The 24,585-nt window shown below is 54.2% G+C and carries 23 protein-coding genes; 13 read left to right on the top strand and 10 right to left on the bottom strand.

Going from position 1 to position 24,585, the window contains the following annotated elements; all coding sequences use genetic code 11:
- Window positions 1–2 precede the first annotated feature (2 nt).
- From VGM48_RS18335 to VGM48_RS18350, 4 genes are all read right to left on the bottom strand, one after another.
- Window positions 3–956 carry a hypothetical protein gene (locus VGM48_RS18335; protein WP_331581833.1) on the bottom strand — a complete coding sequence of 318 codons (954 nt, stop codon included), beginning with the start codon at window positions 954–956 and terminating at the stop codon, window positions 3–5.
- A gap of 90 nt (window positions 957–1,046) precedes the next feature.
- Window positions 1,047–1,841 (bottom strand): class I SAM-dependent methyltransferase, encoded by a 795-nt coding sequence (locus VGM48_RS18340; RefSeq protein WP_331581835.1) that lies wholly within the window; start codon window positions 1,839–1,841, stop codon window positions 1,047–1,049.
- A 5-nt stretch (window positions 1,842–1,846) separates the two neighbouring features.
- A complete protein-coding gene (locus VGM48_RS18345) occupies window positions 1,847–2,350 on the bottom strand; it encodes a dihydrofolate reductase (protein WP_331581837.1) in 504 nt (167 codons plus the stop codon).
- A complete protein-coding gene (locus VGM48_RS18350) occupies window positions 2,347–3,156 on the bottom strand; it encodes a thymidylate synthase (RefSeq protein WP_331581839.1) in 810 nt (269 codons plus the stop codon). The genes VGM48_RS18345 and VGM48_RS18350 overlap by 4 nt, the downstream gene beginning before the upstream one ends.
- A gap of 42 nt (window positions 3,157–3,198) precedes the next feature.
- Between VGM48_RS18350 and lepB the strand changes: the two genes are divergently transcribed.
- The 3 genes from lepB (at window position 3,199) to VGM48_RS18365 (ending at window position 6,108) form a co-directional block, all read left to right on the top strand.
- Complete coding sequence (lepB, locus tag VGM48_RS18355) at window positions 3,199–3,837, top strand: signal peptidase I (protein WP_331581841.1); 639 nt, start codon at window positions 3,199–3,201, stop codon at window positions 3,835–3,837.
- Complete coding sequence (locus VGM48_RS18360) at window positions 3,828–4,634, top strand: helix-turn-helix transcriptional regulator (RefSeq protein ID WP_331581843.1); 807 nt, start codon at window positions 3,828–3,830, stop codon at window positions 4,632–4,634. Before lepB ends, VGM48_RS18360 begins: the two co-directional genes overlap by 10 nt.
- A gap of 73 nt (window positions 4,635–4,707) precedes the next feature.
- Window positions 4,708–6,108, top strand: a complete 1,401-nt coding sequence (locus VGM48_RS18365) for a nitrilase-related carbon-nitrogen hydrolase (RefSeq protein WP_331581845.1) — start codon at window positions 4,708–4,710, stop codon at window positions 6,106–6,108.
- On the opposite strand, the gene VGM48_RS18370 is transcribed toward VGM48_RS18365, so the two are convergent.
- Window positions 6,072–7,304 carry a TlpA disulfide reductase family protein gene (locus VGM48_RS18370; protein WP_331581847.1) on the bottom strand — a complete coding sequence of 411 codons (1,233 nt, stop codon included), beginning with the start codon at window positions 7,302–7,304 and terminating at the stop codon, window positions 6,072–6,074. The two genes, VGM48_RS18365 and VGM48_RS18370, sit on opposite strands and share 37 nt — an antisense overlap.
- Before the next feature lie 92 nt (window positions 7,305–7,396).
- Window positions 7,397–8,338 (bottom strand): NAD-dependent epimerase/dehydratase family protein, encoded by a 942-nt coding sequence (locus VGM48_RS18375; protein ID WP_331581849.1) that lies wholly within the window; start codon window positions 8,336–8,338, stop codon window positions 7,397–7,399.
- 63 nt (window positions 8,339–8,401) lie between these two features.
- On the opposite strand from VGM48_RS18375, the gene kdsA reads away from it, so the two are divergent.
- Window positions 8,402–9,226: a 3-deoxy-8-phosphooctulonate synthase gene (kdsA, locus tag VGM48_RS18380; protein ID WP_331581851.1), complete on the top strand. Its 825-nt coding sequence runs from the start codon at window positions 8,402–8,404 to the stop codon at window positions 9,224–9,226.
- A gap of 103 nt (window positions 9,227–9,329) precedes the next feature.
- Here kdsA and VGM48_RS18385 read toward each other — a convergent pair whose 3' ends face one another.
- Together VGM48_RS18385 and VGM48_RS25620 are read right to left on the bottom strand one after the other, a co-directional pair.
- A complete protein-coding gene (locus VGM48_RS18385; RefSeq protein WP_331581853.1) occupies window positions 9,330–10,322 on the bottom strand; it encodes a helix-turn-helix transcriptional regulator in 993 nt (330 codons plus the stop codon).
- A gap of 72 nt (window positions 10,323–10,394) precedes the next feature.
- Complete coding sequence (locus VGM48_RS25620) at window positions 10,395–10,616, bottom strand: PspC domain-containing protein (RefSeq protein WP_325583926.1); 222 nt, start codon at window positions 10,614–10,616, stop codon at window positions 10,395–10,397.
- Window positions 10,617–10,727: 111 nt separating this feature from the next.
- Here VGM48_RS25620 and VGM48_RS18390 point away from each other — a divergent pair, with 111 nt between their 5' ends.
- Window positions 10,728–12,992, top strand: coding sequence for an aconitate hydratase (locus VGM48_RS18390; protein ID WP_331581855.1), 2,265 nt, complete (start codon window positions 10,728–10,730; stop codon window positions 12,990–12,992).
- Between the two features lies 1 nt (window position 12,993).
- Here VGM48_RS18390 and VGM48_RS18395 read toward each other — a convergent pair whose 3' ends face one another.
- The gene (locus VGM48_RS18395; RefSeq protein WP_331581857.1) at window positions 12,994–13,875 is read right to left on the bottom strand and encodes a Nif3-like dinuclear metal center hexameric protein; all 882 of its coding nucleotides are present in this window, start codon (window positions 13,873–13,875) and stop codon (window positions 12,994–12,996) included.
- A 53-nt stretch (window positions 13,876–13,928) separates the two neighbouring features.
- Here VGM48_RS18395 and VGM48_RS18400 point away from each other — a divergent pair, with 53 nt between their 5' ends.
- The 4 genes from VGM48_RS18400 to VGM48_RS18415 all read left to right on the top strand — a co-directional run bounded on the left by VGM48_RS18400 (window position 13,929) and on the right by VGM48_RS18415 (window position 18,686).
- On the top strand, window positions 13,929–15,035 hold the full coding sequence (locus VGM48_RS18400) for a glycoside hydrolase family 18 protein (RefSeq protein ID WP_331581859.1): 1,107 nt from the start codon (window positions 13,929–13,931) through the stop codon (window positions 15,033–15,035).
- A gap of 10 nt (window positions 15,036–15,045) precedes the next feature.
- Window positions 15,046–16,464 (top strand): DUF4403 family protein, encoded by a 1,419-nt coding sequence (locus VGM48_RS18405; protein ID WP_331581861.1) that lies wholly within the window; start codon window positions 15,046–15,048, stop codon window positions 16,462–16,464.
- 124 nt (window positions 16,465–16,588) lie between these two features.
- Window positions 16,589–17,224, top strand: coding sequence for an RNA polymerase sigma factor (locus VGM48_RS18410; RefSeq protein ID WP_331581863.1), 636 nt, complete (start codon window positions 16,589–16,591; stop codon window positions 17,222–17,224).
- Window positions 17,205–18,686 (top strand): hypothetical protein, encoded by a 1,482-nt coding sequence (locus VGM48_RS18415; RefSeq protein ID WP_331581865.1) that lies wholly within the window; start codon window positions 17,205–17,207, stop codon window positions 18,684–18,686. The genes VGM48_RS18410 and VGM48_RS18415 overlap by 20 nt, the downstream gene beginning before the upstream one ends.
- Before the next feature lie 32 nt (window positions 18,687–18,718).
- Here the strand turns inward: VGM48_RS18415 and VGM48_RS18420 are convergent, their stop codons facing one another.
- The gene (locus VGM48_RS18420) at window positions 18,719–19,102 is read right to left on the bottom strand and encodes an SET domain-containing protein (protein WP_331581867.1); all 384 of its coding nucleotides are present in this window, start codon (window positions 19,100–19,102) and stop codon (window positions 18,719–18,721) included.
- 57 nt (window positions 19,103–19,159) lie between these two features.
- On the opposite strand from VGM48_RS18420, the gene mgtE reads away from it, so the two are divergent.
- From mgtE to VGM48_RS18440, 4 genes are all read left to right on the top strand, one after another.
- Window positions 19,160–20,548, top strand: a complete 1,389-nt coding sequence (gene mgtE, locus VGM48_RS18425; RefSeq protein ID WP_331581869.1) for a magnesium transporter — start codon at window positions 19,160–19,162, stop codon at window positions 20,546–20,548.
- A 125-nt stretch (window positions 20,549–20,673) separates the two neighbouring features.
- Window positions 20,674–21,669: a hypothetical protein gene (locus VGM48_RS18430; RefSeq protein ID WP_331581871.1), complete on the top strand. Its 996-nt coding sequence runs from the start codon at window positions 20,674–20,676 to the stop codon at window positions 21,667–21,669.
- A gap of 84 nt (window positions 21,670–21,753) precedes the next feature.
- Entirely contained in the window at window positions 21,754–23,589 is a 1,836-nt protein-coding gene (glmS, locus tag VGM48_RS18435; protein ID WP_331581873.1) for a glutamine--fructose-6-phosphate transaminase (isomerizing), read from the top strand.
- A 15-nt stretch (window positions 23,590–23,604) separates the two neighbouring features.
- A partial coding sequence (locus VGM48_RS18440) for a DUF4954 family protein (protein ID WP_331581875.1) occupies window positions 23,605–24,585 on the top strand: 981 nt, incomplete at its 3' end.

The raw sequence follows: 24,585 nt of genomic DNA on the forward strand, positions 1-24,585 counted from the left end.
TATTATTTGTGTGTTAGTGAAATAGTGATGCCGGCGGTGGCGCCGAAGAAGAGGCCCTGGTACTGATGAGAACTATGGTCGCTCCACAGATAGTGGCGGATGATATCCTGACCCTGGCCGTTGTCGGCGTTGAGATAATTGAATGTCGGCCCGGCAAAGATTTCCACCCGATGGTTCAACCGGACCGCCGGCAGGACCCGGATGGATTCCTTTACCCAACTCCCGTGTTGAAAATCCGTCAGGCCCACGGTTACGCCCTCCACATTGAGCCGGAACCGCTCTGTCGACACGAGGTGGCCGCCAAATCCCAGTTCCCAGGCCGCCAGCGAGCGTTGGCCTCTGTGGTTATATCCCAATCCGGCGATGCCATAGAGCCGCCGGCCGCCGGACCGGAAGGTGACCAGGTTGGTAAGGGATTCGTCTGTACTAACGCCGACAGACATCTCGCCGTCTTTTATGAAGTTGAAGAGCGCAATGGGATAGTCGCTGCTGTCGGCGATATTGATGAACCCCGCGATCTGTACGCCTTTGACCTTTTTTGCGATGTTGATGAATCCGGCTACCTGGTTACCCGCGTTTTCCTGGTTGATGTTTGCAAAGCCGGCTATTTCCAGTCCCCTGCTGCTGCCTGCGGAGTTCATAAACCCGGCGAGCTGCACCCCACTGGCATTATGGAGGATATGATTCGAGAGTCCGGCGATCTGTACCCCTCGTGAACTGTCAAACACGATATTCGAGAGCCCGGCTACGCTGAGGCCGGTTTCGCCGGCAGAGAGGCCGGCCAGAAGATTGAAAGAAAAACAATTGACGACCGATCTGGCCTGCAACCAATTCGTACTTACCGGATATACCAGACCGACATTTGCGTGTTTCCTGTCCGGGATGGTCAGCTGAGCGCCGGCCTTCCCGGCAACACTCAGTACCAGCAGTGTGCTGATGATAATTTTCATATTCATACCCAACAGACACTCTTCTTCCCATTTACCCCCATGCTCTTCTTAAAAAATATTCTAAAAGGGTAAATAATCGGCTTAAAGCCGGATAATCTAAAACTGAATGATAAAGTCCTGTTTCACCTTGAAGTCGTCCCGGCGGAAGACAAAGCCCAAAAAAAAGAGATCGACGGTCAGGTAAACACGGGGATCTTTTTTGATGGTGTTCCAGGCCGTTTCCATTTCTGCGCTCCAATGGATATCGTCGAAGATGAGGACCGAGGAAGGGGATGCGTGTCGCAGGAGTTGCTCGAAATAGCGCAGGGTTGGGTCGTGCCGGTGGTTGCCGTCGATAAAGGCGAGATCGATTGGCGGCAGTGCTGGCAGCAGGGAGGGCAGGACTTCGTCGAAGGAGCCTGTCAGGATGGTGGGGTGAAGATGCAGGGAATCCAGGTTACGGCCTGCCGCGGCGGCGATGGCGGGAACGCCTTCGATGGTGTGGATATTGGCCCGGGGCGCCCCGGCTGCGAGGTAGGCGGTTGAGAGCCCGAGGGAGGTGCCCAGTTCGACAATCGTGGCAGGGTGGTAATGTGCGGCGACCCGATGGAGCAATTGGCCCAGGCGCGGCGGTTTTGCGGCATTTTTGACGATGGAGGCGATGCTGCGGGTATGGCTGGGACCATAGGCCGAACCTGCACCTCTATCTTCGACTTGCAGGGTGGTATTGTCCTTACGCAGGCGGTGACGGAGTTGTTCTATCGGTTTGTAGGCGGGGTAGGCTTGCCGGTCGTTAAGAACATTGGTTACGAAGTCGAATACAAAGGGGGAATGGATGCCGTGGCCTTTCCCGTTGGCAGCGGTGAGATAATACCGGAGATATTTCTGTGCAAGCCGGAGAGGCGAATACATGATAATTATTTTTTCCGCTGCCATACCTGGAAGCTATAGGTGTAGGCATGTTTGTCGTCGGCGGGAAAGTCCCGGTTGTCGGTAAGTTGCCATTCCTTTTCGTCGATGGGCGGAAAATAGGTGTCGCCATCCAGGACGGCATGAACCCGGGTCATATAGATGCGGTCGGCGATGCGCATCGCTTCTTTGTAGATCTCCCCGCCGCCGATGACGAAGGCCTCCTTACAATCGGTGGCTTTGGCGCCTTTTAATGCGGCATCGACAGTTGCGGTTACCGTAACCTTTTCGTTTTGGGGATGCCAATCTTTTTGACGGGTGATCACGAAGTTGAAGCGACCAGGCAAGGGTTCGCCCGCGAGGGCGTCATACGTCTTCCGGCCCATGATGACCGGCATGCCCCATGTTGTATTCTTGAAGAATTTCATGTCATTGGGCAGATGCCAGAGCAGCTTGTTGTCCTTACCGATGGCATTATTGGTGGATGCGGCAACGATGAGTGAGATGATCATACTGCTACCGGGGCTTTTATGGCAGGATGGGATTGGTAGGTTTCGAGCGTAAAGTCCTCGAATTGAAACCCGAAGATATCCTTTACCGCCGGGTTGAGTTTCATCACCGGCAGCGGATAGGGTTTGCGTGTGAGCTGCAGCTTTGCCTGTTCGAGATGGTTGCTGTAGAGATGGACGTCACCAAAAGTGTGGATGAACTCCCCGGGTTCGAGCCCGCAGACCTGGGCGACCATGAGGGTCAGCAGGGCATAGGAGGCGATGTTGAAGGGAACGCCCAGGAACACATCAGCGCTGCGTTGGTAGAGCTGACAGCTTAGCCGTTGTTTTCCGTCGGCGCCTGCAGCTACATAGAACTGGAAGAGTGCATGACAGGGCATGAGAGCCATGTCGGGCAGATCGGCGACGTTCCAGGCGCTGACGATCAACCTGCGGCTGTCGGGATTCTTTTTTATCTGCCCGATCAGCTGAGTGATCTGATCGACCGTCCGGCCATCGGCGCCTTCCCAGCTGCGCCATTGTTTCCCGTAGACGGGCCCTAATTCGCCATTGGCATCGGCCCATTCATCCCAGATACTGACGCCATGATCTTTCAGGTATTTTATGTTGGTCTCCCCACGGAGGAACCAAAGCAATTCATAAATGATGCTTTTCAGGTGTAATTTCTTGGTTGTCACCAATGGAAAACCTTTGGTGAGATCGAAGCGCAACTGGTAGCCGAAACAACTGGTCGTGCCGGTGCCGGTACGGTCGGTTTTGGCAGCTCCGGTATCGAGAATATGCTGAAGAAGATCAAGGTATTGCTGCATGGCCGCAATTTACGTATTTTAGGGGGGAATAAACCCCTGCATTTGAACCCCCTGATCCTGACCGCCATCGGATGCGGCCTTATTTTTTGCCTGTGGCTTGTTGGCCGGATGACCAATGCGATGCTCTGCCTCAAGACGGCCGGAACCGTTTGTTTTATCACTAATCTCAAGAGACCGAAACGGTTTGATACTGTCGCCTATCGGGTCGTTGTGCCGATGCGGGGCAAGACGATGCTGATCCACCGGATCTGCGGGGTACCGGGAGATGTCGTCGAGATAAAGAGCGGAATACTTTTTGTCAATGGAAAGAATGCCGACGGAGAACTGCGGTTAAAGCATATCTATAAAGTGAGCCAGCAACATGCGGCGGATCTGGAATACAAAGAGGAAGAGGCCTACACGATCCCGCCGTACACCGATACGCTTTATGTTCCGCTCGAGGAGCGTGTCGTGAAGAAAGAAGGCCTGCCTTGTGCAAGGTATATCCTCCCCGCAGGTCTCCGGGACGAGGAGATCTTCCGCACCTATCAGAAAAGCTGGAACATCGACAATTTCGGCCCGTTGCGAATCCCGTCAAAAAAATTCTTTGTGCTTGGGGACAACCGGGGGCGATCACAGGACTCCCGGTTTCTCGGCTTTATCGATCAAAATAAAGTAGTGGGTACCGTGTTATGGAAATAGCTTTCACCTACCGGCAGTATCGTCCTTCGGCCCTGATGGCCGCTCATGTCGAATGTTATTGGACATGGCAGGGCGATTGTCCGGCCGGCCGGGTGGAGCGATTGATCCCCGGCGGCCGCGTGGAATTGATCTTCAATCTTGGCGATGAAGTCCAGTGGCTGATGGATGGCCTCGTGTTGCGGGGAACTCATATCATGGGTCAGCGGGACCGGTTGTTCTTTTGCCGGCCACAGGGAAAGGTGCGGTTGTTTGGCGTTCGGTTCCGGCCGGGATGTTTTGGGGCGTTCGCCCCTACCCCACTGCATTTATTGTTGAATCGGCTGTTGCCGGCCGCGGAGTTGCTTGGCCCGGGTGTTGAGGAGATGTATCAGCAGCTTTGGGCCACCGGCAGCGATGAGTGCCGGGTGCGGTTGGTGGAGGAGGGGTTTTGTCCGATGTTGGCCGGCACGCCGTCATCGGTGGTGCAGGCGGCCCTGGATACGATGCGGAGGGTTGAGGGCATTTCGGTGGAAGCGATGTGTGAGCAGGTGGGTTGGGGTTATAAGCGCATGGAGCGGGCCTTTCTGAAGGAAGTGGGCTATACGCCAAAAGGGTATTCGCGGCTGGTGCGATTTAACAAGGCGATCCGGCGGATGGATGGTACGACTACCCTCACTTCGGTGGGTCATGCCTGCGGCTATTATGATCAGGCGCATTTTATAAAGGACTTCAGCCGGTTTGCGGGGATGACGCCGGGGCAGTTCCGGCCGGAGGAGAATCCGGTGGCGGAGTTGTTGATCCGCAACCAGGCGGTGTAGGGCGACGGCGGGACCGATGTCTAAAATTTACAATTTTGCCCGTTGCGGGCGGAGTATGTTTGTCGAAAAAAGAATGTACCTACGTTTTATTGCGGTCGTGCTGATCGCCGGCGCCTGCTGGTGGCTTTCTTTCGACCTGGGGCTGCACTGGTGGTGGCCGATCTGGCTGGCGCCCGTGCCGGTGTTGTGGTATTCGCCGAGGCTTAGCGCGTTTGGCGCGTTCAGCCTGGGCTTTTTTGCGTTTTTACTGGGGCGGCTGGCCTGGCTGGGATTCCTGCTGAGTGTGTTGCCCCCCGTTCCGGCAGTGATCTTTACGACAATGCCGGCGCTGCTGTTTGCACTGGCGGTTTTGCCGGCGAGGACCTGTTTGCGGCGGGGGCAGCCGGTGTTGGCGGCGTTAAGCTTTGCCGCTTCATGGACGGCGATAGAATTTCTTTTTGCTTTATTGGGCAGGGATGGGACGATCGTGAGTATGGCGTATACACAGGCTTCTTTTCTTCCCGTGATCCAGCTGGCGGCGTTGACGGGGGTGGCGGGGATCACGTTTGTGCTTTGCCTTGTGCCGGCATTGATGGTGGGTGTGTTGCGTTCGCGCCGGGGGTGGATGGGGCCGGTTGTTGTCGTAGTGGCGGTGATGGGTTTTGGGTTGGTGCGGCTGCGAACGGGAGACTACGGTGCGCCGGTGAAAGTGGGGATGGTGACGGTGGAGGAGGGGGTGTATCGGAATGGTATCTATCCAAAGAGTGATAGCGACGAATCCGGCATCCTGTTCCGGTATATCCGGCAGATAGAGAAGCTGGGCGAACAGGGCGCCAGACTGATCGTATTGCCGGAGAAGGCATTGCCTGTAACGGAATTTACCGCCGATGGAATGCGGATATCGATGACGGAAGCAGCAGATCGATTTGGGATGAGGATCGTTGCCGGGTATACGAATATTACGCCGCCGATGGCAAACCTCGCCGCGGTGTTCGACCCGGCAAAAGGACTCGTTCATTCTTATGAAAAAGTGCATTTATTCGAAGGCGAAGCCATCGAAGGTTTCGCCCATGGTATGAAGCCGGGGATATTGGGGCAATCGGGGGTAGCGATCTGTAAGGACCTCGATTTTGAAGGGTATATGCGTAACTATGGGCGCGCGGGTATCGGCGTACTGTATGCGCCGGCCTGGGATTTTGTCCGGGACGGGTGGTGGCATTCGCGGGTGGCGATCGTCGGAGCCGTGGCAAACGGTTATTCACTGGTTCGCAATGCCAGGGAGGGACGGATGACGATCAGCGATGACCGGGGAAGGGTGGCTTTCGAGATGAGCAGTGAGAGCCGTGGATTGACGACGATGACAGGGATGGTGCGACCGTCGGCGGGGACGACCTTGTACAGCCGCTGGGGCGACTGGTTTGGCTGGCTGATGCTGGCAACTGCCCTGGCCGTTATCGTTTACTTAGCTGCGAGAAGATCGTTTACGAGAGTATAGAACTCCTGTTTCTGGTCTTCATAATGCTGCCCGGTGCCGGGACCGCTGAAGCCGGTGTGGATGCGTTCGATATGACCGCTTTTCCCGACGAAGATCGTTGTCGGGAAATTGACGATGCTTTCGAGTTGCGGGAGGGTCTTAGCCGCGCGGTCGGGGTCGCCGACGGCGGCGCCGGTGATCAGCATCGGATAGTTGACCCGGAAGCGCTTCTGGAAGGTGCGCACGCTGGCCTGGCTCCGTTGGAAATCGGTGCTGCGTTCGTAGGCGAGGGCGATCACCTCCACTCCTTTGTTGCGATATTCATTATAGAAACCGCTGAGGAAGCGAGTTTCGTCCATGCAGTTGGGGCACCAGGAGCCCATGATCTGGATGATGACGACCTTGTTTTTAAAACGGGGATCGGCCAGAGAGACATTTTTCCCATCGAGATCCCTGAATGTAAAAGTGAAGGGCATGTCCTTCTTCCATTTCGTCATGGCGAACTGGTCTTCGAGCTTTGCTTTCGGATCTCTGTGAGCCGTCCAGGTTTCGACAGCCGTCGGACCTGCATAGTAGTAGCCGCCGGTCAGCTTATCTCCTTCCAGCTTTGCCGTGAAAAAATAAGCGTGTGTTCCGTCGAAGCAGGAGAGTTTCAGGGAGTCGCCGCCGATCGAACCTTCGAGATAGCGGAGGTCCCCACCGGCGTCGAGAAAGGTGCCGGTAACGCGTGAGCCGGATTGTTGAAATTCCCCAACACGAAAGGTGGTGTCGGTGCTTTTGGTGGCGCGGAAAACGGCGGCCCAGCGGCCGGCGACTTTTGCATTGCCGGCGGGTTTTGCCGCGGGGAACCGGTAGGCTTCGCCATAGAAGGCCCTGAACGGTACCATCAGCCAATCGGCCGCCAGATGCCGGAGCCATACCCCTTCGAGATTACCTTCCGGGGTAACGCGGGCGCGCAGTTGCGATTCATAAAAGGGGAACTTTATAAAGATCGAATCGCCGCTCCGGGTGATATCATCCACGAGGATGCGTTCGCCGGCGTTGCGGAGATAGAGCACCTGTTTACCGGCGCTGTCTTTTACGTCAAAGTTGAAGCTGATGTCGTTGCCATCCTTACGGATAAGGAGGGCGCGCCATTCGCCGTTGCGGAAAGTCGGAGCGGCCGCATGGGTTTGTGCGGCCAGTAGCAGGGGAAGGATGATTCGTAGCAAGTCCATTTCAATCTGTTGAACCGCAATATAGTAAAAAAAGTCGATCGAAATGGTAGCCTATTCGCCTGTCTGTCATTCGGGCCGATCGTCGCCGGCGGCTATTCGAGATTCTGCAGCATATCGGCGGTCATCCTTTTGAGATCGTATTCCGGCTTCCAGCCCCAGTCGGTTCTGGCGACGGAGTCGTCGATGCTTTGCGGCCAGCTATCGGCGATATGCTGTCGGTAGTCGGGTTGATAGCGGATGGTAAAGTCGGGAATATGGCTTTTTATTTCGGCGGAGATCTCTTTTGGCGAGAAGCTTAACGCCGAGACGTTGTAGGCGGTGCGCACGGTCAGCCTGGCAGCAGGTGCTTCCATCAGTTCGATCGTTGCGCGGATGGCATCCGGCATGTACATCATCGGCAGATAGGTATCTTCTTTCAGGAAGCAGGTATACTTGCGTTCGTCGAGGGCTTCGTGAAAGATCTCCACGGCGTAGTCGGTGGTCCCGCCGCCGGGTGCGGATTTATAGCTGATGAGCCCGGGATAACGGATGCTGCGGACATCGACGCCATAGCGTTCGAAGAAATAGTTGCACCAAAACTCTCCGGCATATTTGCTGATGCCATAGACGGTGCTGGGTTCGATGATGGTCCGCTGGGGGCAGTCCTGACGGGGTGAGGTCGGACCGAATACCGCGATGCTGCTGGGCCAATACACCTTGTGCAGTTTTTCTTCGCGGGCGATGTCGAGGACGTTGAGGAGTCCCTGCATATTGAGATGCCAGGCGAGGTTGGGGTTCTTTTCGCCGGTAGCCGAGAGGATAGCTGCCAGCAAGTAAATCTGCGTGATATTCTGGCGGATGACCTGGACATGGAGCATTTCCTTGTTCATAACGTCGAGGGAGACGTAGGGACCGGTGCCCTTGAGGAGGTCGTTCTCCTCGCGAAGGTCGGAAGCGACCACGTTGGCATTCCCATAGATGCGCCGCAGCGCAAGGGTGAGTTCAACGCCGATCTGTCCGCTGGCGCCGATGACCAGTACTTTTTCTTTAAGCATGTCGGGGGTTTTGGGGTGCAAACGTAAGGATTTTGCCAAACAAAAAAAACGTAGGTTTGCGGGATGCAATTCTTACACGATTTATTTCAACATCAATCCTATGATAAGAAGAATTTCTTTCTTATCGCGGGTCCTTGCGTGGTGGAAAGCGAGGAGTTGGTGATGGAGGTGGCCGAGAAGGTGTCCGGCATCTGCCGTAACCTGGGTATTCCCTACGTATTCAAGGCGTCATACCGGAAGGCGAACCGGACCAGTGCGGGCAGTTTTACGGGTATCGGGGATGACAACGGCCTTGCGCTGATCGGGAAGGTCGGCGAGAAATTCAAGCTCCCGACGACCTCGGATATCCATGCGCATGATGAGGCGGCGCCCGCGGCGAAGTACGTGGACATTCTGCAGATACCGGCCTTTCTTTGCCGGCAAACGGATCTCCTTGTCGCGGCTGCGGAAACGGGGAAGGTCGTCAATGTAAAGAAAGGGCAATTCCTGAGCGGCCCGGCGATGAAATTCGCAGTTGAAAAGATAAGGAAGGCAGGCAATGAGAAGATCGTGCTGACCGAACGGGGAACGACATTCGGGTACCAGGACCTTGTGGTGGATTACCGCAATATCCCCTGGATGCAGGAGCATGGGGCTCCCGTGGTAATGGACTGTACGCATTCACTGCAACAGCCCAATCAAACCAGTGGGGTCACCGGCGGCAATCCGCAACTGATCAGCACGATCGCGAAAGCTGCAATTGCCACCGGCGCCGAAGGCCTATTCATAGAAACGCATCCTAATCCTGCCATAGCAAAAAGCGATGGCGCCAATATGCTAAGACTTGATCTTTTACAGGGATTACTGGAACAGCTTGTGAAAATTCGAAAAGTAGTTTCCGGGTACTAGAGGGTGAAGGATCAGCTCTGGTCTTTCTGGAAAAAGAGGAATTAAAAACGGGATAACACAAAGATACCGATAAGTGGGTATTTTCCCTAATTGGGAAGGGGATTTAATATGGGGTTAACAGTTTGCTGGGCAACAGCCCGAATTCCTTCTTGAAAGCGATGGTGAAATTGCTGAGGTTGGAATAGCCCAATTCCATCGCCACTGCTTTCACCGAATGGCCGCCTGCGAGTAGCTTATCCCTGGCGGCCTGCATACGCACTTTCTGAAAATATTCGTAGACGGGGATGCCGTAGATGAGCTTGAAGTCCTTTTTAAGCTTGGATTCGCTGATGGAAACCATCCGGGCGAGCTGGCTGATGGTGGGTGCGGGCTCGAAAATGTCTCTGGTGAGCGTGGCCTCCACCTTCATAACCCGGTCGATATCAGCTTTTGAAAGCGGGATATTCAGGAAGGCGGTCTTACGGCGCTGGTAGATCCGCAGGAAGAAGCGTTCGATCAGGAGCATGATCCTGTTCTGGATAATGGCCAGCCGCAAAGGATTGGATTCTTCGGCCTCTACGATCTCCTGTATCAGCCGGCGGTATTCGCTGTCCAGGGGTTCGCGGTGCACATTCTCCACTTTTAGTGAAAGATAGGCGGACAGAACGTCGTCTATCTCCTGTAAACCCAGGTAATCTGCCAGCCATTTGGGGCTGAAAAGGACATCGATCCCCTTATAGACGGTTCCCTTTGCGCCCAGATAGCCCCAGTCGATGAGCGAATCGGTGAGATAAGCAATAGAGCGGGATGTATTCGACTCCTTCAGCCGTTCGTCGCCGATCCGGATCTCAAGGATGCCGGGGATGGTGAGCTCATGAAAGCGAAGGGTATAAAACTGCTCGCGCATCTTGCGGCGGCAAAGCAACCAGTCCTGGTTGAATTTACAGTTGACGATATTGACATGAATACCGTTTGGCAAACGGATAAATGTGAGGCTACCGGAGGCGACAGACTCAGGGAAGATGAGTTGGTGATTTACTACCGGCACGTTTAGCCGTTGTGCCAGGTCGTTCATCAATTGCTCATAGTCAGTATATGAGAAATCGAATTGGAACAAGGAGAAGGATTTAGCCCTTATCCGGGTAAGTTACGTGAAAAAAAGGGGTTACTCTCACACGCGAGTGGGTAATCAAAGATATTTAAGAGGATTTCGCCGTGCGGAAAGGATATACCTTTTGATGTTCATCCAAAATGCAAGGATGAAATACACAATGAGGGGAGAGCCCATGGTGAGAAAGGATATGTAGATGAACCAGGTCCGGATACGGGAAGTGGCGATACCCATTCTTTCACCTATTGCTGTGCATACCCCAAACACTTGCCACTCGATGAAGTGTTTCAGTCTGTTCATACAGCTAATTTATAAAAAAAACGCGGGGGCAGAGAACCATTTTTAAGTTAAATTTGCGGTCGCCGGGACCCATGGTCCGTTCGGCGCGACAACATATAAAAAAAATTTATCATGGTCTTTGATTTAGACTTAATTAAGAAGCTGTACGGCGCCATGCCTGCCAAAGTAGACGCTGCGCGTAAGCTGGTGAGCAAACCGCTGACCTTAGCTGAAAAGATCCTGTATTCCCACCTTTTTGAGACTCCGAAGCGTGCTTACGACCGGGGTAAGGATTATGTAGACTTTGCGCCGGACCGCGTAGCAATGCAGGATGCCACTGCCCAGATGGCCCTGTTGCAATTCATGACCTGCGGCCGGGACAAAGTCGCCGTTCCTTCGACGGTGCATTGCGACCATCTGATCCAGGCCAAAACCGGCGCTGTCGCCGATCTGGCAACGGCCAAGGATGTCAATAAAGAAGTTTATGACTTTCTCGCTTCCATTTCCAATAAATATGGCATCGGGTTCTGGAAACCCGGTGCGGGCATCATTCACCAGGTAGTTCTCGAGAACTATGCATTCCCCGGCGGAATGATGATCGGAACCGATTCCCACACCCCCAATGCGGGTGGTCTGGGCATGGTCGCCATCGGGGTCGGCGGCGCCGACGCCGTTGACGTGATGGCGGGGCTTCCCTGGGAGTTGAAGATGCCAAAGCTGATCGGCGTCAAGCTGACCGGGAAGATGAGCGGCTGGACCAGTGCAAAGGATATAATTCTGAAAGTCGCCGGCATCCTGACGGTAAAGGGCGGTACGGGCGCTATCGTCGAATACTTCGGCGAGGGCGCGGACAGTCTGAGTGCGACGGGTAAGGGCACTATCTGTAATATGGGCGCCGAGATCGGAGCTACGTGTTCGGTGTTTGGCTATGACGAAAAGATGGCTGCTTATCTGAATGCTACGGGCCGGGAAGAAGTCGCGGCATTGGCCGACGGTATCAAGGATTACCTGCGGCCCGACAAGGAAGTCTATTCCGAGCCGAAAAAATATTACGACCAGGTGATCGAGATCGATCTGAACACGCTGGAACCTTATGTGAATGGGCCGTTCACGCCCGATCTGGCCTGGCCGATCAGCGAGTTCGCAAAGGCCGTCAAGGACAACAACTGGCCCGAAAAGCTGGAAGTCGCCCTGATCGGCAGTTGTACCAACTCTTCGTATGAGGACATCAGCCGCAGCGCGTCGCTGGCTCAGCAGGCGATCGACAAGAAATTGAAGACAAGGGCCGAGTTTACGATCACTCCCGGTTCCGAACTGGTGAGGCATACGATCGAGAAGGATGGATTCCTGAAGACGTTCGATAGTATCGGCGGCGTTGTGCTCGCGAATGCCTGTGGTCCCTGTATCGGTCAATGGGCACGGCACATCGACGATCCCAACCGGAAGAACTCGATCATCACGTCCTTTAACAGAAATTTTGCCAAGCGCAATGATGGTCTTGCGAGTACGCATGCGTTTGTCGCCAGCCCCGAGATCGTAACGGCATTTGCCATCGCCGGTCATCTTTCCTTCAATCCGCTGAAGGATACGCTAAAGAACGAAAAAGGCGAGGATGTGATGCTGGACGAACCGAAGGGGGTAGAACTGCCGCCCAAAGGATTCTCCGTTGAGGACGCCGGTTACCAGGCGCCCGCCAGGGATGGAAAGGGCATCCAGGTCGCGGTGAAGACCGACAGCCAGCGGCTGCAGCTGCTCGAACCCTTTGCTGCGTGGGAACGCACCGATCTGAAAGGACTAAAGCTGCTGATCAAGGCCAAGGGCAAGTGCACGACCGACCATATCTCGATGGCCGGGCCCTGGCTGAAGTTCCGCGGCCACCTCGATAATATTTCCAATAACATGCTTATCGGCGCCGTCAATTTCTTCAACGATAAGACGGATTCCGTGAAGAACGAGCTTAGCGGTGAATACGGTCCCGTACCCGCAACCGCCCGGGCCTATAAGGCGAAAGGCGTGGGTTCGGTGGTTGTCGGTGATGAGAACTATGGCGAAGGCTCTTCGCGTGAGCATGCGGCCATGGAACCGCGGCACCTGGGTGTCCGCGCGATCGTGGTCCGGAGCTTTGCGCGGATCCATGAGACCAATCTGAAGAAGCAGGGGATGCTGGCGCTGACCTTTGTCAATAAAGAAGACTATGATAAGGTACAGGAAGACGATAGCATCGATATCGTCGGTCTGACGAATTTTGCACCCGGCAAGCCGGTGACGATGGTACTGAACCATAAGAACGGCAGCAAGGATGAGATCACGCTGAACCACACCTACAATGAACAGCAGATCGGCTGGTTCAGGGCCGGTGGGGCGTTGAACGTGATCCGCTCACAGTTTGCGAAATAGCTCAGCTAAACGAAAAGGGGTCCCCGGAAGGAAGGTGTGTAACCGGAATTCCGGGGGCTTTTTGTTTTAATACGGGAACGAGCCATTCGAGGCCGGGCTCTTCGCTGACGGAGTGGCCGAGAACGACAAGGGATGTTTTCCTGCCCTGGATACGGGCATCGCGGACATATTCACTCGTTTCCCATTCGTTGAGCTCCCCGGTGATAAAGCAATCCGGCTGATATTTCTGGATGTTTCCGATCTGCCGCTGGCCGCCTGGTGCGCCGGGTGAAAGGACGATGCGTTTGCAGTCCTGGATCAGATCGCCGATAAACTTCACCTTGCCGATAGCGAGGCTCTTCTTACAATGTGCGAGGAGTTGGCTTAGGGGGACCGGGGAAGGCAGTTCGATCAGGAACGGATCATTGGCATTGTAATACCGATGCCAGCCGAGAGCCTGGAGGACGCCCATACGGACCCCGTCGGGCTTGTGTGCGTGGATACCGTCATGGAAACGCCAGACGGTGACCCCATGTTTGTCAAGGAGATCGCGTTTGTATTTATACACGGGATCGTCGCTGAGCCATGAGGTATCGTCCTGATGGTTGTAGAAAGTGGGTTCATGGGCGATGATGAAATTGGCGCCCAGACCAATGGTCTTGCCAATGATCTCATTGGTCGCGAACATGGTCGTGACGATACCTTTTACGGGCTGTTGCGGATTGCCGGTCTTGATGGTATCCACCGTGTTGGGGAACGGTGCACCGGGGATATCGGCGAGAAGGGCATCGATCACCTGCTGGATGGTGAGTGCGGCCGTCGGCGCCGCGATGCCATGGGTGAATGGAAAAGAGGACGCGGCGAGCGCGGCGGCGGTGGCGGCGAGGAATTGACGACGATACATTTAGCAGATTTTTACCCGATAAATATATTACATTCGGTCTGCAAAATTTTATTATGATCAAAAGACCCGGCATTCTTCTTTTTTTCTTTGTGTTTGTGAGCTACACCATCAGCGCCCAGCGTTTGGCCGTTATCGGCTACTATGCGGGAAGGAGTACGGGTATCGACAGTTTTCCAACCCAAAAGTTAACCCATATCATTTTCAGCTTTTGTCATCTGAACGGCAATCGCCTCAATGTGAACAATGCGCGGGATACAGCCACCATCGAGGGGCTGGTCGCGCTGAAGGCAAAACATCCCGGTTTGAAGGTGATCCTGTCGCTTGGCGGCTGGGGCGGCTGTAAGACCTGCCCCGATGTTTTTTCAACGGATAGCGGGCGGCGGGAGTTTGCCCGCAGTGCGCGGCAGCTGAGCGATTATTTTCACACCGACGGGATCGACCTGGACTGGGAATACCCGGCGCTGGAGAATGTTCCCGGTTATCCCTATACGCCACAGGACAAGGACAATTTTACGGCTGTCGTTCGACTGCTGAGAAAGACGCTATCTCCAAAGGCGGAGATCAGCTTTGCCGCGGGTGGTTTTACGACCTATTTACAAACATCCATCGACTGGAAGCAGGTGGCGCCCCTGGTCGACTATATCAACCTGATGTCCTATGATCTTATCAACGGCTATAGCACGAAGACGGGACATCATACGGGGCTTTATTCCACGCCGCAGCAGGTCGAGTCGGTGGATCATGCGGTCCGCTGGCTGGAGGCCGCGGGGGTTCCGCTGAAAAAGGTGGCCATCGGGATGGCTTTTTACGCCCGGCTTTTCCAGGGGGCAGACAGCGTCAACAACGGGCTTTACCGCCCCTGTCATTTCTACCGGGGTGTCTCCTACCGCGATCAGGCGACGAAGCTTTCAGCAGACAGCGGCTATGTGTATCATTGGGATTCCGTTGCGCAGGCGCCGTATAAATACAATGCGAAGGACCAGATCTTTGCCTCCTTCGACGACACTACATCCATCCGGCTGAAGACCGAATATGCGCTGCGGAAGAAACTTGGTGGGGTGATGTTCTGGCAGCTGACGGAAGATAATTTTTTCTCGGGTGGACTGGTGGATGTGATTGATAACACTAAAACAGCCGCCATCAAGGCAAGAAAAAAGTAAGATCCCCCCCATGCGTGTTTCCCTTTTGCCGCGGATTTTTTTGTTTGTTGTGACGACGGGCTTCATCGCCTGTTCCCCCGCCAAAAAGCTTACGCCATCGCCGGTAACCGTACTGGTGAGTGACAGTCTGCCTGCCCTTCCGCCTTCGGAGATCGATCTGCCGATCAAGATCGCCGGCCGGCCCCTGCTGATCGCGGCCGATTCCATTTTTCCAAGGGAATTCCTCTCGCCCGGCTGGCCGAACTATCTGCAGCCTTCGTGTGATCTCCGGTATAAATATCGTTTTGTCCGCAGTGGGTTTATCCTGCATTGTACCAATAACCGGGTAAGCATTGCCATGGAGGGCAATTACCAGGTTGCCGGCGGCAAATGTCTTTGCGCGATCGGCAAGCCCGTCAGTCCGTGGGTGATGGGATATTGCGGCTTCGACCGGGAGCCGATGCGCCGCGTGGATATCGCCTTTAGTTCGCTGATCAACTTTCAACCCGATTATCATATCCGCACCGTCTCGGCCATCGACCAGGTGAAGGCGCTTGATCCCTGTAATATGTCGATCTTTTCCGTGGACATGACCCAAACCATCGCCGACAGCATCCGAAGCAGCGTAAACTTCTTTTGTAAGAGCTTCGATGTCGCGGCGGGTAAAACGGATATCGCCGGCTATCTGCGTCAGACAGCGACCCGGGCCTGGCAGAAAACACCGATCGGTCCATACGGTTATCTGATCATCAACCCGACGGCGGTGCGGGTCGGTACGCTTAATTATGTCCGCGACACTTTCGCCGTGAGCCTTGGGATATCCTGCCGGCCGGAACTGAGTTCCGACAGCCGGAGCACGGCGCCCCCTCCCCTGCCCGCTTTGCATCCCGGTCCTTACCGGAATGGTGTAACGCTCTATCTTCCCGCCACCTACGAATATTCCTTTATCAGCAAACTGCTGAACGACTCGCTGCACGGCAAATCCTTTGAATACAAAGGCAAGACAGTCATTGTCAAAGAGGTGGCGGTGCGGGGAACCGAGCGGCACAAGATCGAACTGCGGATCGACTTCGGCGGCAGTTATACGGGCCGGATCTTTTTACGGGGTACGCCGGTGTTGGATACGGCCAGACAGACCCTTAGCGTACCGGACATCTCCTATTCACTGGAGAGTCATGAGCTTCTTGTCAAGATGGCGCGGGCGCTGTTGCGGGGTAAGATCCGGCGTACCGTGCAGGGAAATAGCGTACTGGACCTCGCGGCGTTGTTAAAGACGAATATGCCGTCGCTGAATACGCAGCTCAACCGCGTGATCATGCCCAATCTTTACACCACGGGCGAACTGAAACAGCTGAGGCTGATCGGACTGCTGGCGGGTGAGAAAAATATCCAGGCGCAGCTCTTCATGCAGGCCGATCTCGCCGTTACCTGTACGGGATTGCCACGATAAAATATTGTCTATCAAAGTAATAATTCGTTGAGCTCGAGCTTACCGACGGATTTCTTTATTTGGCCTCAAAAAAGCAACCATTAACATTTCCTTTACGTATAATGCCAATTAGGAAAACTAAGTTGTGCGTTCTTATTATCTACCACTCAAATACCGCACATCCGAATTGATTGCAGGAAACACGCAAATACACGCCTTAATTGCCGGTTGCAGGGGAAATGACCGTGCAAGCCAGAAGGAGCTTTACAACACGCTCAAGGATTATGCTATTAAGATCTGTTACCGTTATCAAAATAACCTTGAACAAGTGGAAGAGATCATGAATGAAGGATTTATCAAGCTTTTCAAGAATATACATCAATTCGAGGAGTCCCGTCATGCGGATGTGTTGGCGTCACTAAAAGGTTGGTTCAAGCGTATTCTTGTCAACACCTGTATCGATCATTATCGTAAGAATGCATCCTATATCAATGGGCAGATGTTGTCCGAAGATGCTGAAAATATTGCGGACAAGCAGGAAACGGGGATCGATATCTTATCCTACAAGGAAATTATCGAAGCCATCCGGCAGTTGTCGCCGGCCTATCGCACCGTTTTCAATCTTTTTGTCATCGAGGGGTTGACGCATGAGGAGATTGCCCAACATCTCGATATTTCCATTGGTTCATCTAAATCCAATCTGTCAAAAGCAAGAGAGAACCTACGAAAGATCCTAACAAAAAAAACTGACCAGAAAGCTTATGTTGAACCTATCCGATAAGGAGTTGGACCGCTTCAGTAAGGAGGCGGCTCAGGAATATGAACCCGGCGATGTGTTGGGTCCGCGTTCCTGGGACCGGCTGGAGGTTCGGATGACCCAGGAATTCGGCCGTCCGGGCTGGAATCCTATACGGCATATCCGGCGCTTCCCCTTCTACTATGCGCCGGCGCTGCTCCTGTTGCTGGGTGTGACGTACTACCTGATACGGCCGGGGGTTTCATCCGGCAGCAGTCCCGGCGGGACAGCGAAGACACCCACGCAAAAAACATCTGTTCAAACACAAAATTCCGTTTCTACCGATAAGGCTACTTCTACACCCGCTACCTCTTCCAATACAAACAGCGCCACTGCCAACGGGCAGGGGAATGGAAAGGGTGCGGATGAGAAGGCGGCAACCGGCGGGGCTGACGGGAAGGATGTGGTGAGAGGAAATGCGCCGAAAGGAAATAACGCGGGGGCGAATGATGCGGCCCATGATGCCGCAACGAATGGGGTTGCTGCGCACGGCGTGGCGACGAAGACCGGAAATGCCGGCATTCATTTGACGCGCGGAGGCAGAACGGCAAATAACAATAATAATCGTGGAGGGCGTGGACGGTCGGGAGCCGGACCGGGCGCGGCAAGTGCGGCTGGAATGACAGGCGCAGGGGGAGCGAAAGGTGGGGCGGGGATGTCAGGCACGACGGGTCCAGCCGCTCAAAGCCGGGAGTTGAGTCTTTCAACCGTTCAGCGGCCGGGGTCACTGGGCAGAAGGAGCGTTATCGGCGACTCCGCACTGCGGGCCTTTACTTCAAAATCCACCGCACCTACCCTGATAAAGAAGAAAGGGATCTACCGGATCAACCGCAACTGGCAATTCGGACTGTTGCTCGCGCCGGATTTTACTTCGGTGAACTCACTGGCCGGGGACAAGGCCGGCAGCAGCATCGGGTTGACGGTCGATTATCAATTTGCGCCTCACTGGTATCTCAGCACGGGTATTCTGGCCAGCCGGAAGAATTATGCTGCCCGCAACCAGGATTATCATGCGCCGCCCGGGTTCTATCAGAACAACGGCATCTATGGCAATGTCAGCTTTGTAAAAGGATCTTTTTATATGATGGAGATCCCGCTGAATCTGCGGTATGATTTCAGCGTCGCAGGGAATACCCTGTTCTTTATCAGCGCGGGTTCGTCCTCTTACCTGATGACGAGCGAGAATGCCAATCTCTACTGGCATCATTTCAATGTGGAAGAATGCAATGGGGTGACGCATCTGGGCACCCATCCTAACAATCTTTTCTCGACCGTCAATCTTTCGGCGGGTGTGGAGACGGGACTGAGCAACAGCCTGTCGCTGGTGATCGCCCCCTATATGAAACTGCCGACACGAAACCTGGGGCTTGGGCAGGTGCAGATGAATAGCGTCGGGATTAATTTTGTCCTGAAATTCTCGCCGGTAACGAGCCGGAAGCGGCGCTAGCCGCCGACCTTACCCTGGGTTCAGCGGTTCCGTTAACCGCGGTCGAACCACACGGGAGTCTTTTTGTTCCAATCCCCATTGTAGTTGATAAACACTTCCTCGCCGGCCTTTATAAACCGGACCGCCTTTATCGTGATCAGCTGTTGCGTGAAATCCATTTCATATTCGCAGTTGGACTTGTAGGAGTGGTTATAAAGGGGAATATAGCCCAGCGCCATGCAACAACTTTCGCGGCGATCGCCCCACTCGAAGATATAATCGTGCAATAAAGTCTGGTCCAGCAGGCGGCGCTCTTCTCCGGTCATCACAATGACGGGGGATATTTCGATGACGGTATCTTTTGCGATATCCCCGGATGTAAAGACGCCACGCCCCATTTCGGATGTCGGAGCAATGAACAGTGATGGTAAGATCATCTCGTCTGCTTTTGATTTTGGCGGGCAATTTAACATTTTTACGTAGGTTTGAGGCCCATGTCGTTAGAAGCGGAAAATATCGATCTAAAGGACCAATTCCAGGAGGTGATCCAGTCGGAGGATGTTCTACATATAAGGGAATTCCTGAATAATCAGAATATCAGTGATGTCGCCGATCTGATCTACGAATTTCCCGAATACGAGGTGCAGATCATCGGTCATCTGAGCATCCACCGGGCATCCAGCACCTTCAAGATCCTGGATGTGCCGACACAGAAAAGGATCATCCAGGAATTGCCTGCCTTCAAGACTGCCGAACTGCTAAACGACCTCTCGGCGGACGACCGGACCTCCTTTCTGGAGGAATTGCCGAGTGAAGTGGTGAAAGAACTGATCAAGACCCTCGATCCCGAAGAGCGGAAGATCACGCTTTCACTGCTGGGTTACCCGGAAGGAAGCGTAGGCCGGTTGATGACCCCGGACTATATCGCGGTTCAGAAAGACTGGACGGTGAGCGAGGTGATCGATCATATCCGGGAAGTGGGCAAGGATAGTGAAACCATCGATGTGATCTATGTCGTCGACGACAAGGGGGCATTCATCGATGATATCCGGATCCGGGAGATCATCCTGGCCAACCCGGAGAAAGAGATTAAAGACGTTATTGATAATCGCTATATCGCTTTGAACGTCAACGACGACCAGGAGGCGGCAAGCGAGGCTTTCAAGATGAACAACCGCGTGGCGCTGCCCGTGTTGGACAACAGCAATATTTTGTTGGGGATCGTGACCATCGACGATGTGCTGTGGATTACGCAGGAAGAATCCGCTGAGGATATCACCAAGATCGGGGGTACCGAAGCCCTGGATGAACCTTACCTGGAGATCCCCTTGCTGAAACTTTTTAAGAAACGGGTGGTCTGGCTGGTTGTGCTCTTTTTGAGCGAGATGCTCACCGCCACGGCCATGGGTTATTTCGAAGACGAGATCGCCAAGGCGGTGGTGCTTGCGCTCTTTGTTCCCCTGATCATTTCCAGTGGCGGCAATAGCGGAAGCCAGGCCTCAACCCTGATCATCCAGGCGATGGCGCTTGGGGAGATCACTATCACGGACTGGTGGCGCGTGATCCGGCGCGAATTGGTGTCGGGAATGCTGCTTGGCGCTGTGCTGGGGATCATCGGGTTTACCCGGGTGGTCCTTTGGAACCAGATCTTCCACACGTATGGCGAACACTCCTTCCTGATTGCCAGCACGGTTGGATTTTCCCTTGTAGGGGTGGTCCTCTGGGGAACCCTTGCCGGCAGTATGCTGCCCATCGTGCTGAAGAAATTCGGCGCCGACCCGGCGACTTCTTCGGCGCCGTTTGTCGCCACGCTGGTGGATGTAACGGGCCTGGTGATCTACTTCTCGGTGGCCTTTGTGATCATGCGTGGGATACTTTTATAACAGCCTGTTTGTTAATGAAGTGCGCGCATTGGTTAACCTGCTTTTTTCCACTGATTTTTTGTCGTAAATTAAACTATGGAATTGCGGGATGGTCTAACATCCGTACAATTATCTAAAAGTAGTTTATGAAACAATTAAAACATAAGATGGCCTTGCTGACAGCTCTTTTGCTGTTGGTAGGGGTCGCCGGTTATTCACAGCGTGGCGGCGGGGGCCGGGGTGGCTTTTCCGGCGGCGGCGGAAGAGGCTTTTCCGGTGGCGGCAGGAGTTTTTCGGGCGGGAGCGCTGGCCGGGGCTTTTCCGGTGGTGGCGCCAGGAGTTTTTCCGGCGCCCGTGGCGTTTCCGGATTTTCAGGGGGCCGTGGGGTCTCCGGCTATTCCGGACGTGGCGTCTCCGGTTATTCGGGACGTGGCGTCTCCGGTTATTCGGGTCGCGGGGTCTCCGGTTATTCGGGCCGTGGGGTCGGTACCGCCGGTGTCCGCGGATATCCCGGCGCAAACATCCGACCGGGTACAGGGTATCGCGGCGGCTTTGCCGGCGCCGGATTTCGCGGCGGGTATGGGGGTCATGGCTATGTAGGCGGTAATCGCGGATATTATGGTGGTCGTGGGTACAATGGGGGCCGCGGGTATTATGGCGGCTACCGGGGTTACTACGGTGGTTTGGGTTGGGGTTTTGGCCTTGGGCTCGGGCTTGGCTTTGGCTGGCCCTGGTACTATGGTTATCCCTATGGCTATTATGGCTCCCCTTATGGTCCTTATGGGGCGAATTATGCGCCGCAGGGCTATTATTATGATCCCTATTATGACGAGCCGGAAGACCCGTATGGCGATGGATCCGGTCAACAGCAACAGCAGGATCAGCAGGATCAGCAGCAGCCGCAGCAACAACAACCACAGCAGCCCAGATCCAATAACAACAATAATTACGACGACAACAATTACAACTATCCCCATCCCGATTCATTGCAGAACCGGCCGGGCACCGATAATCATCCTTCCTCTTATCAATACAGCAGCGCGACGGCTTCGGCCTCGGGTGATAAACAATGGGTGAAGCCCCATTGGAAGTATGTCAACGATAACTGGGTCTGGATAGAAGGATATTGGAAGAATAAATAAAATCGTTCGTTGTACTTTTAATCAGTAGCCCCGTCCTTTGGACGGGGCACTTTTTTTAAGTAGTATTGCTAAAATTTTGCTACTATGTGCGGGATCGTCGCTTATATAGGTCCACGGGAAGCTTATCCAATCATTCTGAAGGGTTTAAAACGGCTTGAATATCGGGGCTACGATAGCAGTGGAGTGGCCTTGCTCAATAATGACCTCCGCGTTTATAAGAAGAAGGGGAAGGTTGCCGAACTGGAAGATAGTCTGATGGGTAAGGACGTTCATGCCCATGCCGGAATGGGCCACACGCGCTGGGCGACACATGGTGAGCCCAATGACCGCAACGCCCACCCCCATCAATCCGCCAGCGGCCGGCTGGCGATGATCCACAATGGCATCATTGAGAACTACACGCAGCTGAAGCAGGAACTGATGCGGAAGGGATATCATTTCCAAAGCGATACGGATACGGAGGTGTTGTTGAATTTTATCGAGGACATCCAAAAGAACAACCAATGCGGGCTGGAAGAGGCCGTACGCATCGCGCTTAAACGGGTGGTGGGAGCCTATGTGATCGTGCTGCTGGACAAGAATACCCCGGATACGGTCATTGCCGCGCGAAAGGGAAGCCCGCTGGTCATCGGGATCGGCAAGGGCGAGCATTTTCTCGCCTCGGATGCCTCGCCGATCATCGAGTATACCAAGGAAGTGGTTTATGTCAATGACTATGAACTGGCGATCCTGAAATCCGACGAGTTGATCCTCAAAAATCTGGGGAACGAGAAGATCACCCCCTTCATCCAGAAGCTGGATATGGAGATGGCGGCTATCGAAAAAGGCGGCTATGATCACTTCATGCTAAAAGAGATCTTCGAACAGCCGGATACCATCTTCGACTGCTTACGGGGCCGGCTCGATGCCACGAAGGGAACGATCACCATGGCCGGTATCCAGCAGAATATTCAGCAGCTGACCCAGGCAAAGCGGATCATCATGATCGCCTGCGGCACCAGCTGGCATGCCGGACTGGTAGCAGAATATATTTTTGAAGAGCTGTGCCGCATCCCCGTCGAAGTGGAATACGCCTCCGAGTTCCGGTATCGGAACCCTGTCATTCATCCCGGGGATGTGATCATCGCCATTTCGCAAAGCGGCGAGACGGCCGACACGATCGTCGCCATCGAAAAAGCAAAGGAAAGCGGCGCGTTTATCCTTGGAGTGGTTAATGTGGTCGGGTCTTCCATCGCCCGGATCTCGAATGCCGGAGCCTACACGCATGCCGGACCGGAGATCGGGGTTGCATCGACAAAGGCATTTACCGCACAGCTGGCGGTGCTGACGATGATCGCGCTGAAGATCGCCCGGGAGAAAGGAACGATCGACTCCACGAGGTATATGCAGCTGCTCAGCGAGCTGCATGGCGTGCCCGAAAAGGTAAAGGAGGTGTTGAAGCTGAAGGAGGCCATCCGCGGGCTGGCGTTGAAATACAAGGATGCAAAGGATGCGCTGTACCTCGGGCGGGGCTATAATTTCGCCGTCGCGCTGGAGGGTGCGTTAAAGCTGAAAGAGATCTCCTATATCCATGCGGAGGGATACCCGGCCGCAGAAATGAAGCATGGGCCGATCGCGCTGGTGGATGAACAGCTGCCGGTCGTGTTCGTGGCTACAAAAGATTCCTATCATGAGAAGATCATCAGTAATATCCAGGAAATAAAAGCAAGAAAAGGCAAGGTCATCGCCGTGATCAGCCAGGGTGACACGATCATCGAGAGCATGGCGGAGGACCTGATGCGTATCCCCGAGACCGACGAGATCATCGCCCCGATGCTGAGCGTGATCCCCTTGCAGCTACTGGCCTACTATATCGGCGTGGCGAAGGGTTGTGACGTCGACAAGCCCCGGAATCTTGCCAAAAGTGTAACGGTGGAATAAGCTCATACCTCCATTATGAACGAGATCAAGAAAAGCCCGATCAACTCCCTTGGTTATCAATTCATCGATAGCCGTTACCTCCCGAAAGGAAAGGACGAATACCATCTGCGGAACGTGCAGAATCGCAGCGGCGCCAATTACCGGCAGCTGACGGCCTATGAGATTGAGGTACTGGTGCGCAACCGGAATACTTCGGCCAACTGGAACGATATCCTTGTTTCGGATTCTTTCACGGCGGAACTGGTGCAAAACTGCAAGTTCTTCGGGCTGATCCGGATCGGAAAGCTGGAACCCTACTATCTCGAGTTTCACAACCTGCGCAGACCGGTGGGCCTGTATAACAGTACGATCATCAGTTGTGATCTTGGCGATAATGTCTGTATCGACAACACCAATTATCTGTCGCACTATATCATCGGCAACGATGTCATGATCGTGAATACAAACGAGATGGCTACGACCGATCATGCCAAGTTCGGCAATGGCATCCTGAAAGAGGGGGAGGAAGAATCCATCCGTATCTGGCTGGAAGTCTGTAACGAGAGCGGCGGCCGGAGCATTATTCCGTTCAACGGGATGCTGCCGGGGGATGCGTGGCTTTGGACCCGGCACCGGGATGACCAGGTCCTGCAGGAGAAGTTCAAGGCATTTACAGAGGCCGCCTTCGACAACCGCAGGGGATATTACGGAAAGGTGGGCGATCGCAGCGTGATCAAGAACTGTAAGATCATCAAGGACGTCTGGATCGGCAGCGATGCTTATCTCAAGGGTGCGAACAAATTAAAAAATCTGACGATCAACTCTTCGGCCGAAGCCATGGCACAGGTGGGCGAAGGCTGCGAGCTGGTCAACGGCATCGTCGGTTTTGGATGCCGGGTCTTCTATGGGGTAAAGGCCGTTCGCTTTATCATGGCTTCGCACTCCCAGCTGAAATATGGGGCCCGGCTGATCAATTCCTATCTCGGCAACAATGCAACCATTTCCTGTTGCGAAGTG

The organism is Puia sp. (assembly GCF_036500295.1).
Taxonomy (GTDB): domain Bacteria; phylum Bacteroidota; class Bacteroidia; order Chitinophagales; family Chitinophagaceae; genus Puia.

Excerpts from the sequence above, each read along its gene's own strand:
- VGM48_RS18335 (WP_331581833.1), bottom strand. The coding sequence starts at position 956 with ATGAATATGAAAATTATCATCAGCACACTGCTGGTACTGAGTGTTGCC.
- VGM48_RS18340 (WP_331581835.1), bottom strand. The coding sequence starts at position 1,841 with ATGTATTCGCCTCTCCGGCTTGCACAGAAATATCTCCGGTATTATCTC.
- VGM48_RS18345 (WP_331581837.1), bottom strand. The coding sequence starts at position 2,350 with ATGATCATCTCACTCATCGTTGCCGCATCCACCAATAATGCCATCGGT.
- VGM48_RS18350 (WP_331581839.1), bottom strand. The coding sequence starts at position 3,156 with ATGCAGCAATACCTTGATCTTCTTCAGCATATTCTCGATACCGGAGCT.
- VGM48_RS18360 (WP_331581843.1), top strand. The coding sequence starts at position 3,828 with ATGGAAATAGCTTTCACCTACCGGCAGTATCGTCCTTCGGCCCTGATG.
- VGM48_RS18365 (WP_331581845.1), top strand. The coding sequence starts at position 4,708 with ATGTACCTACGTTTTATTGCGGTCGTGCTGATCGCCGGCGCCTGCTGG.
- VGM48_RS18370 (WP_331581847.1), bottom strand. The coding sequence starts at position 7,304 with ATGGACTTGCTACGAATCATCCTTCCCCTGCTACTGGCCGCACAAACC.
- VGM48_RS18375 (WP_331581849.1), bottom strand. The coding sequence starts at position 8,338 with ATGCTTAAAGAAAAAGTACTGGTCATCGGCGCCAGCGGACAGATCGGC.
- kdsA (WP_331581851.1), top strand. The coding sequence starts at position 8,402 with ATGCAATTCTTACACGATTTATTTCAACATCAATCCTATGATAAGAAG.
- VGM48_RS25620 (WP_325583926.1), bottom strand. The coding sequence starts at position 10,616 with ATGAACAGACTGAAACACTTCATCGAGTGGCAAGTGTTTGGGGTATGC.
- VGM48_RS18390 (WP_331581855.1), top strand. The coding sequence starts at position 10,728 with ATGGTCTTTGATTTAGACTTAATTAAGAAGCTGTACGGCGCCATGCCT.
- VGM48_RS18395 (WP_331581857.1), bottom strand. The coding sequence starts at position 13,875 with ATGTATCGTCGTCAATTCCTCGCCGCCACCGCCGCCGCGCTCGCCGCG.
- VGM48_RS18400 (WP_331581859.1), top strand. The coding sequence starts at position 13,929 with ATGATCAAAAGACCCGGCATTCTTCTTTTTTTCTTTGTGTTTGTGAGC.
- VGM48_RS18405 (WP_331581861.1), top strand. The coding sequence starts at position 15,046 with ATGCGTGTTTCCCTTTTGCCGCGGATTTTTTTGTTTGTTGTGACGACG.
- VGM48_RS18415 (WP_331581865.1), top strand. The coding sequence starts at position 17,205 with ATGTTGAACCTATCCGATAAGGAGTTGGACCGCTTCAGTAAGGAGGCG.
- VGM48_RS18420 (WP_331581867.1), bottom strand. The coding sequence starts at position 19,102 with ATGATCTTACCATCACTGTTCATTGCTCCGACATCCGAAATGGGGCGT.
- mgtE (WP_331581869.1), top strand. The coding sequence starts at position 19,160 with ATGTCGTTAGAAGCGGAAAATATCGATCTAAAGGACCAATTCCAGGAG.
- VGM48_RS18430 (WP_331581871.1), top strand. The coding sequence starts at position 20,674 with ATGAAACAATTAAAACATAAGATGGCCTTGCTGACAGCTCTTTTGCTG.
- glmS (WP_331581873.1), top strand. The coding sequence starts at position 21,754 with ATGTGCGGGATCGTCGCTTATATAGGTCCACGGGAAGCTTATCCAATC.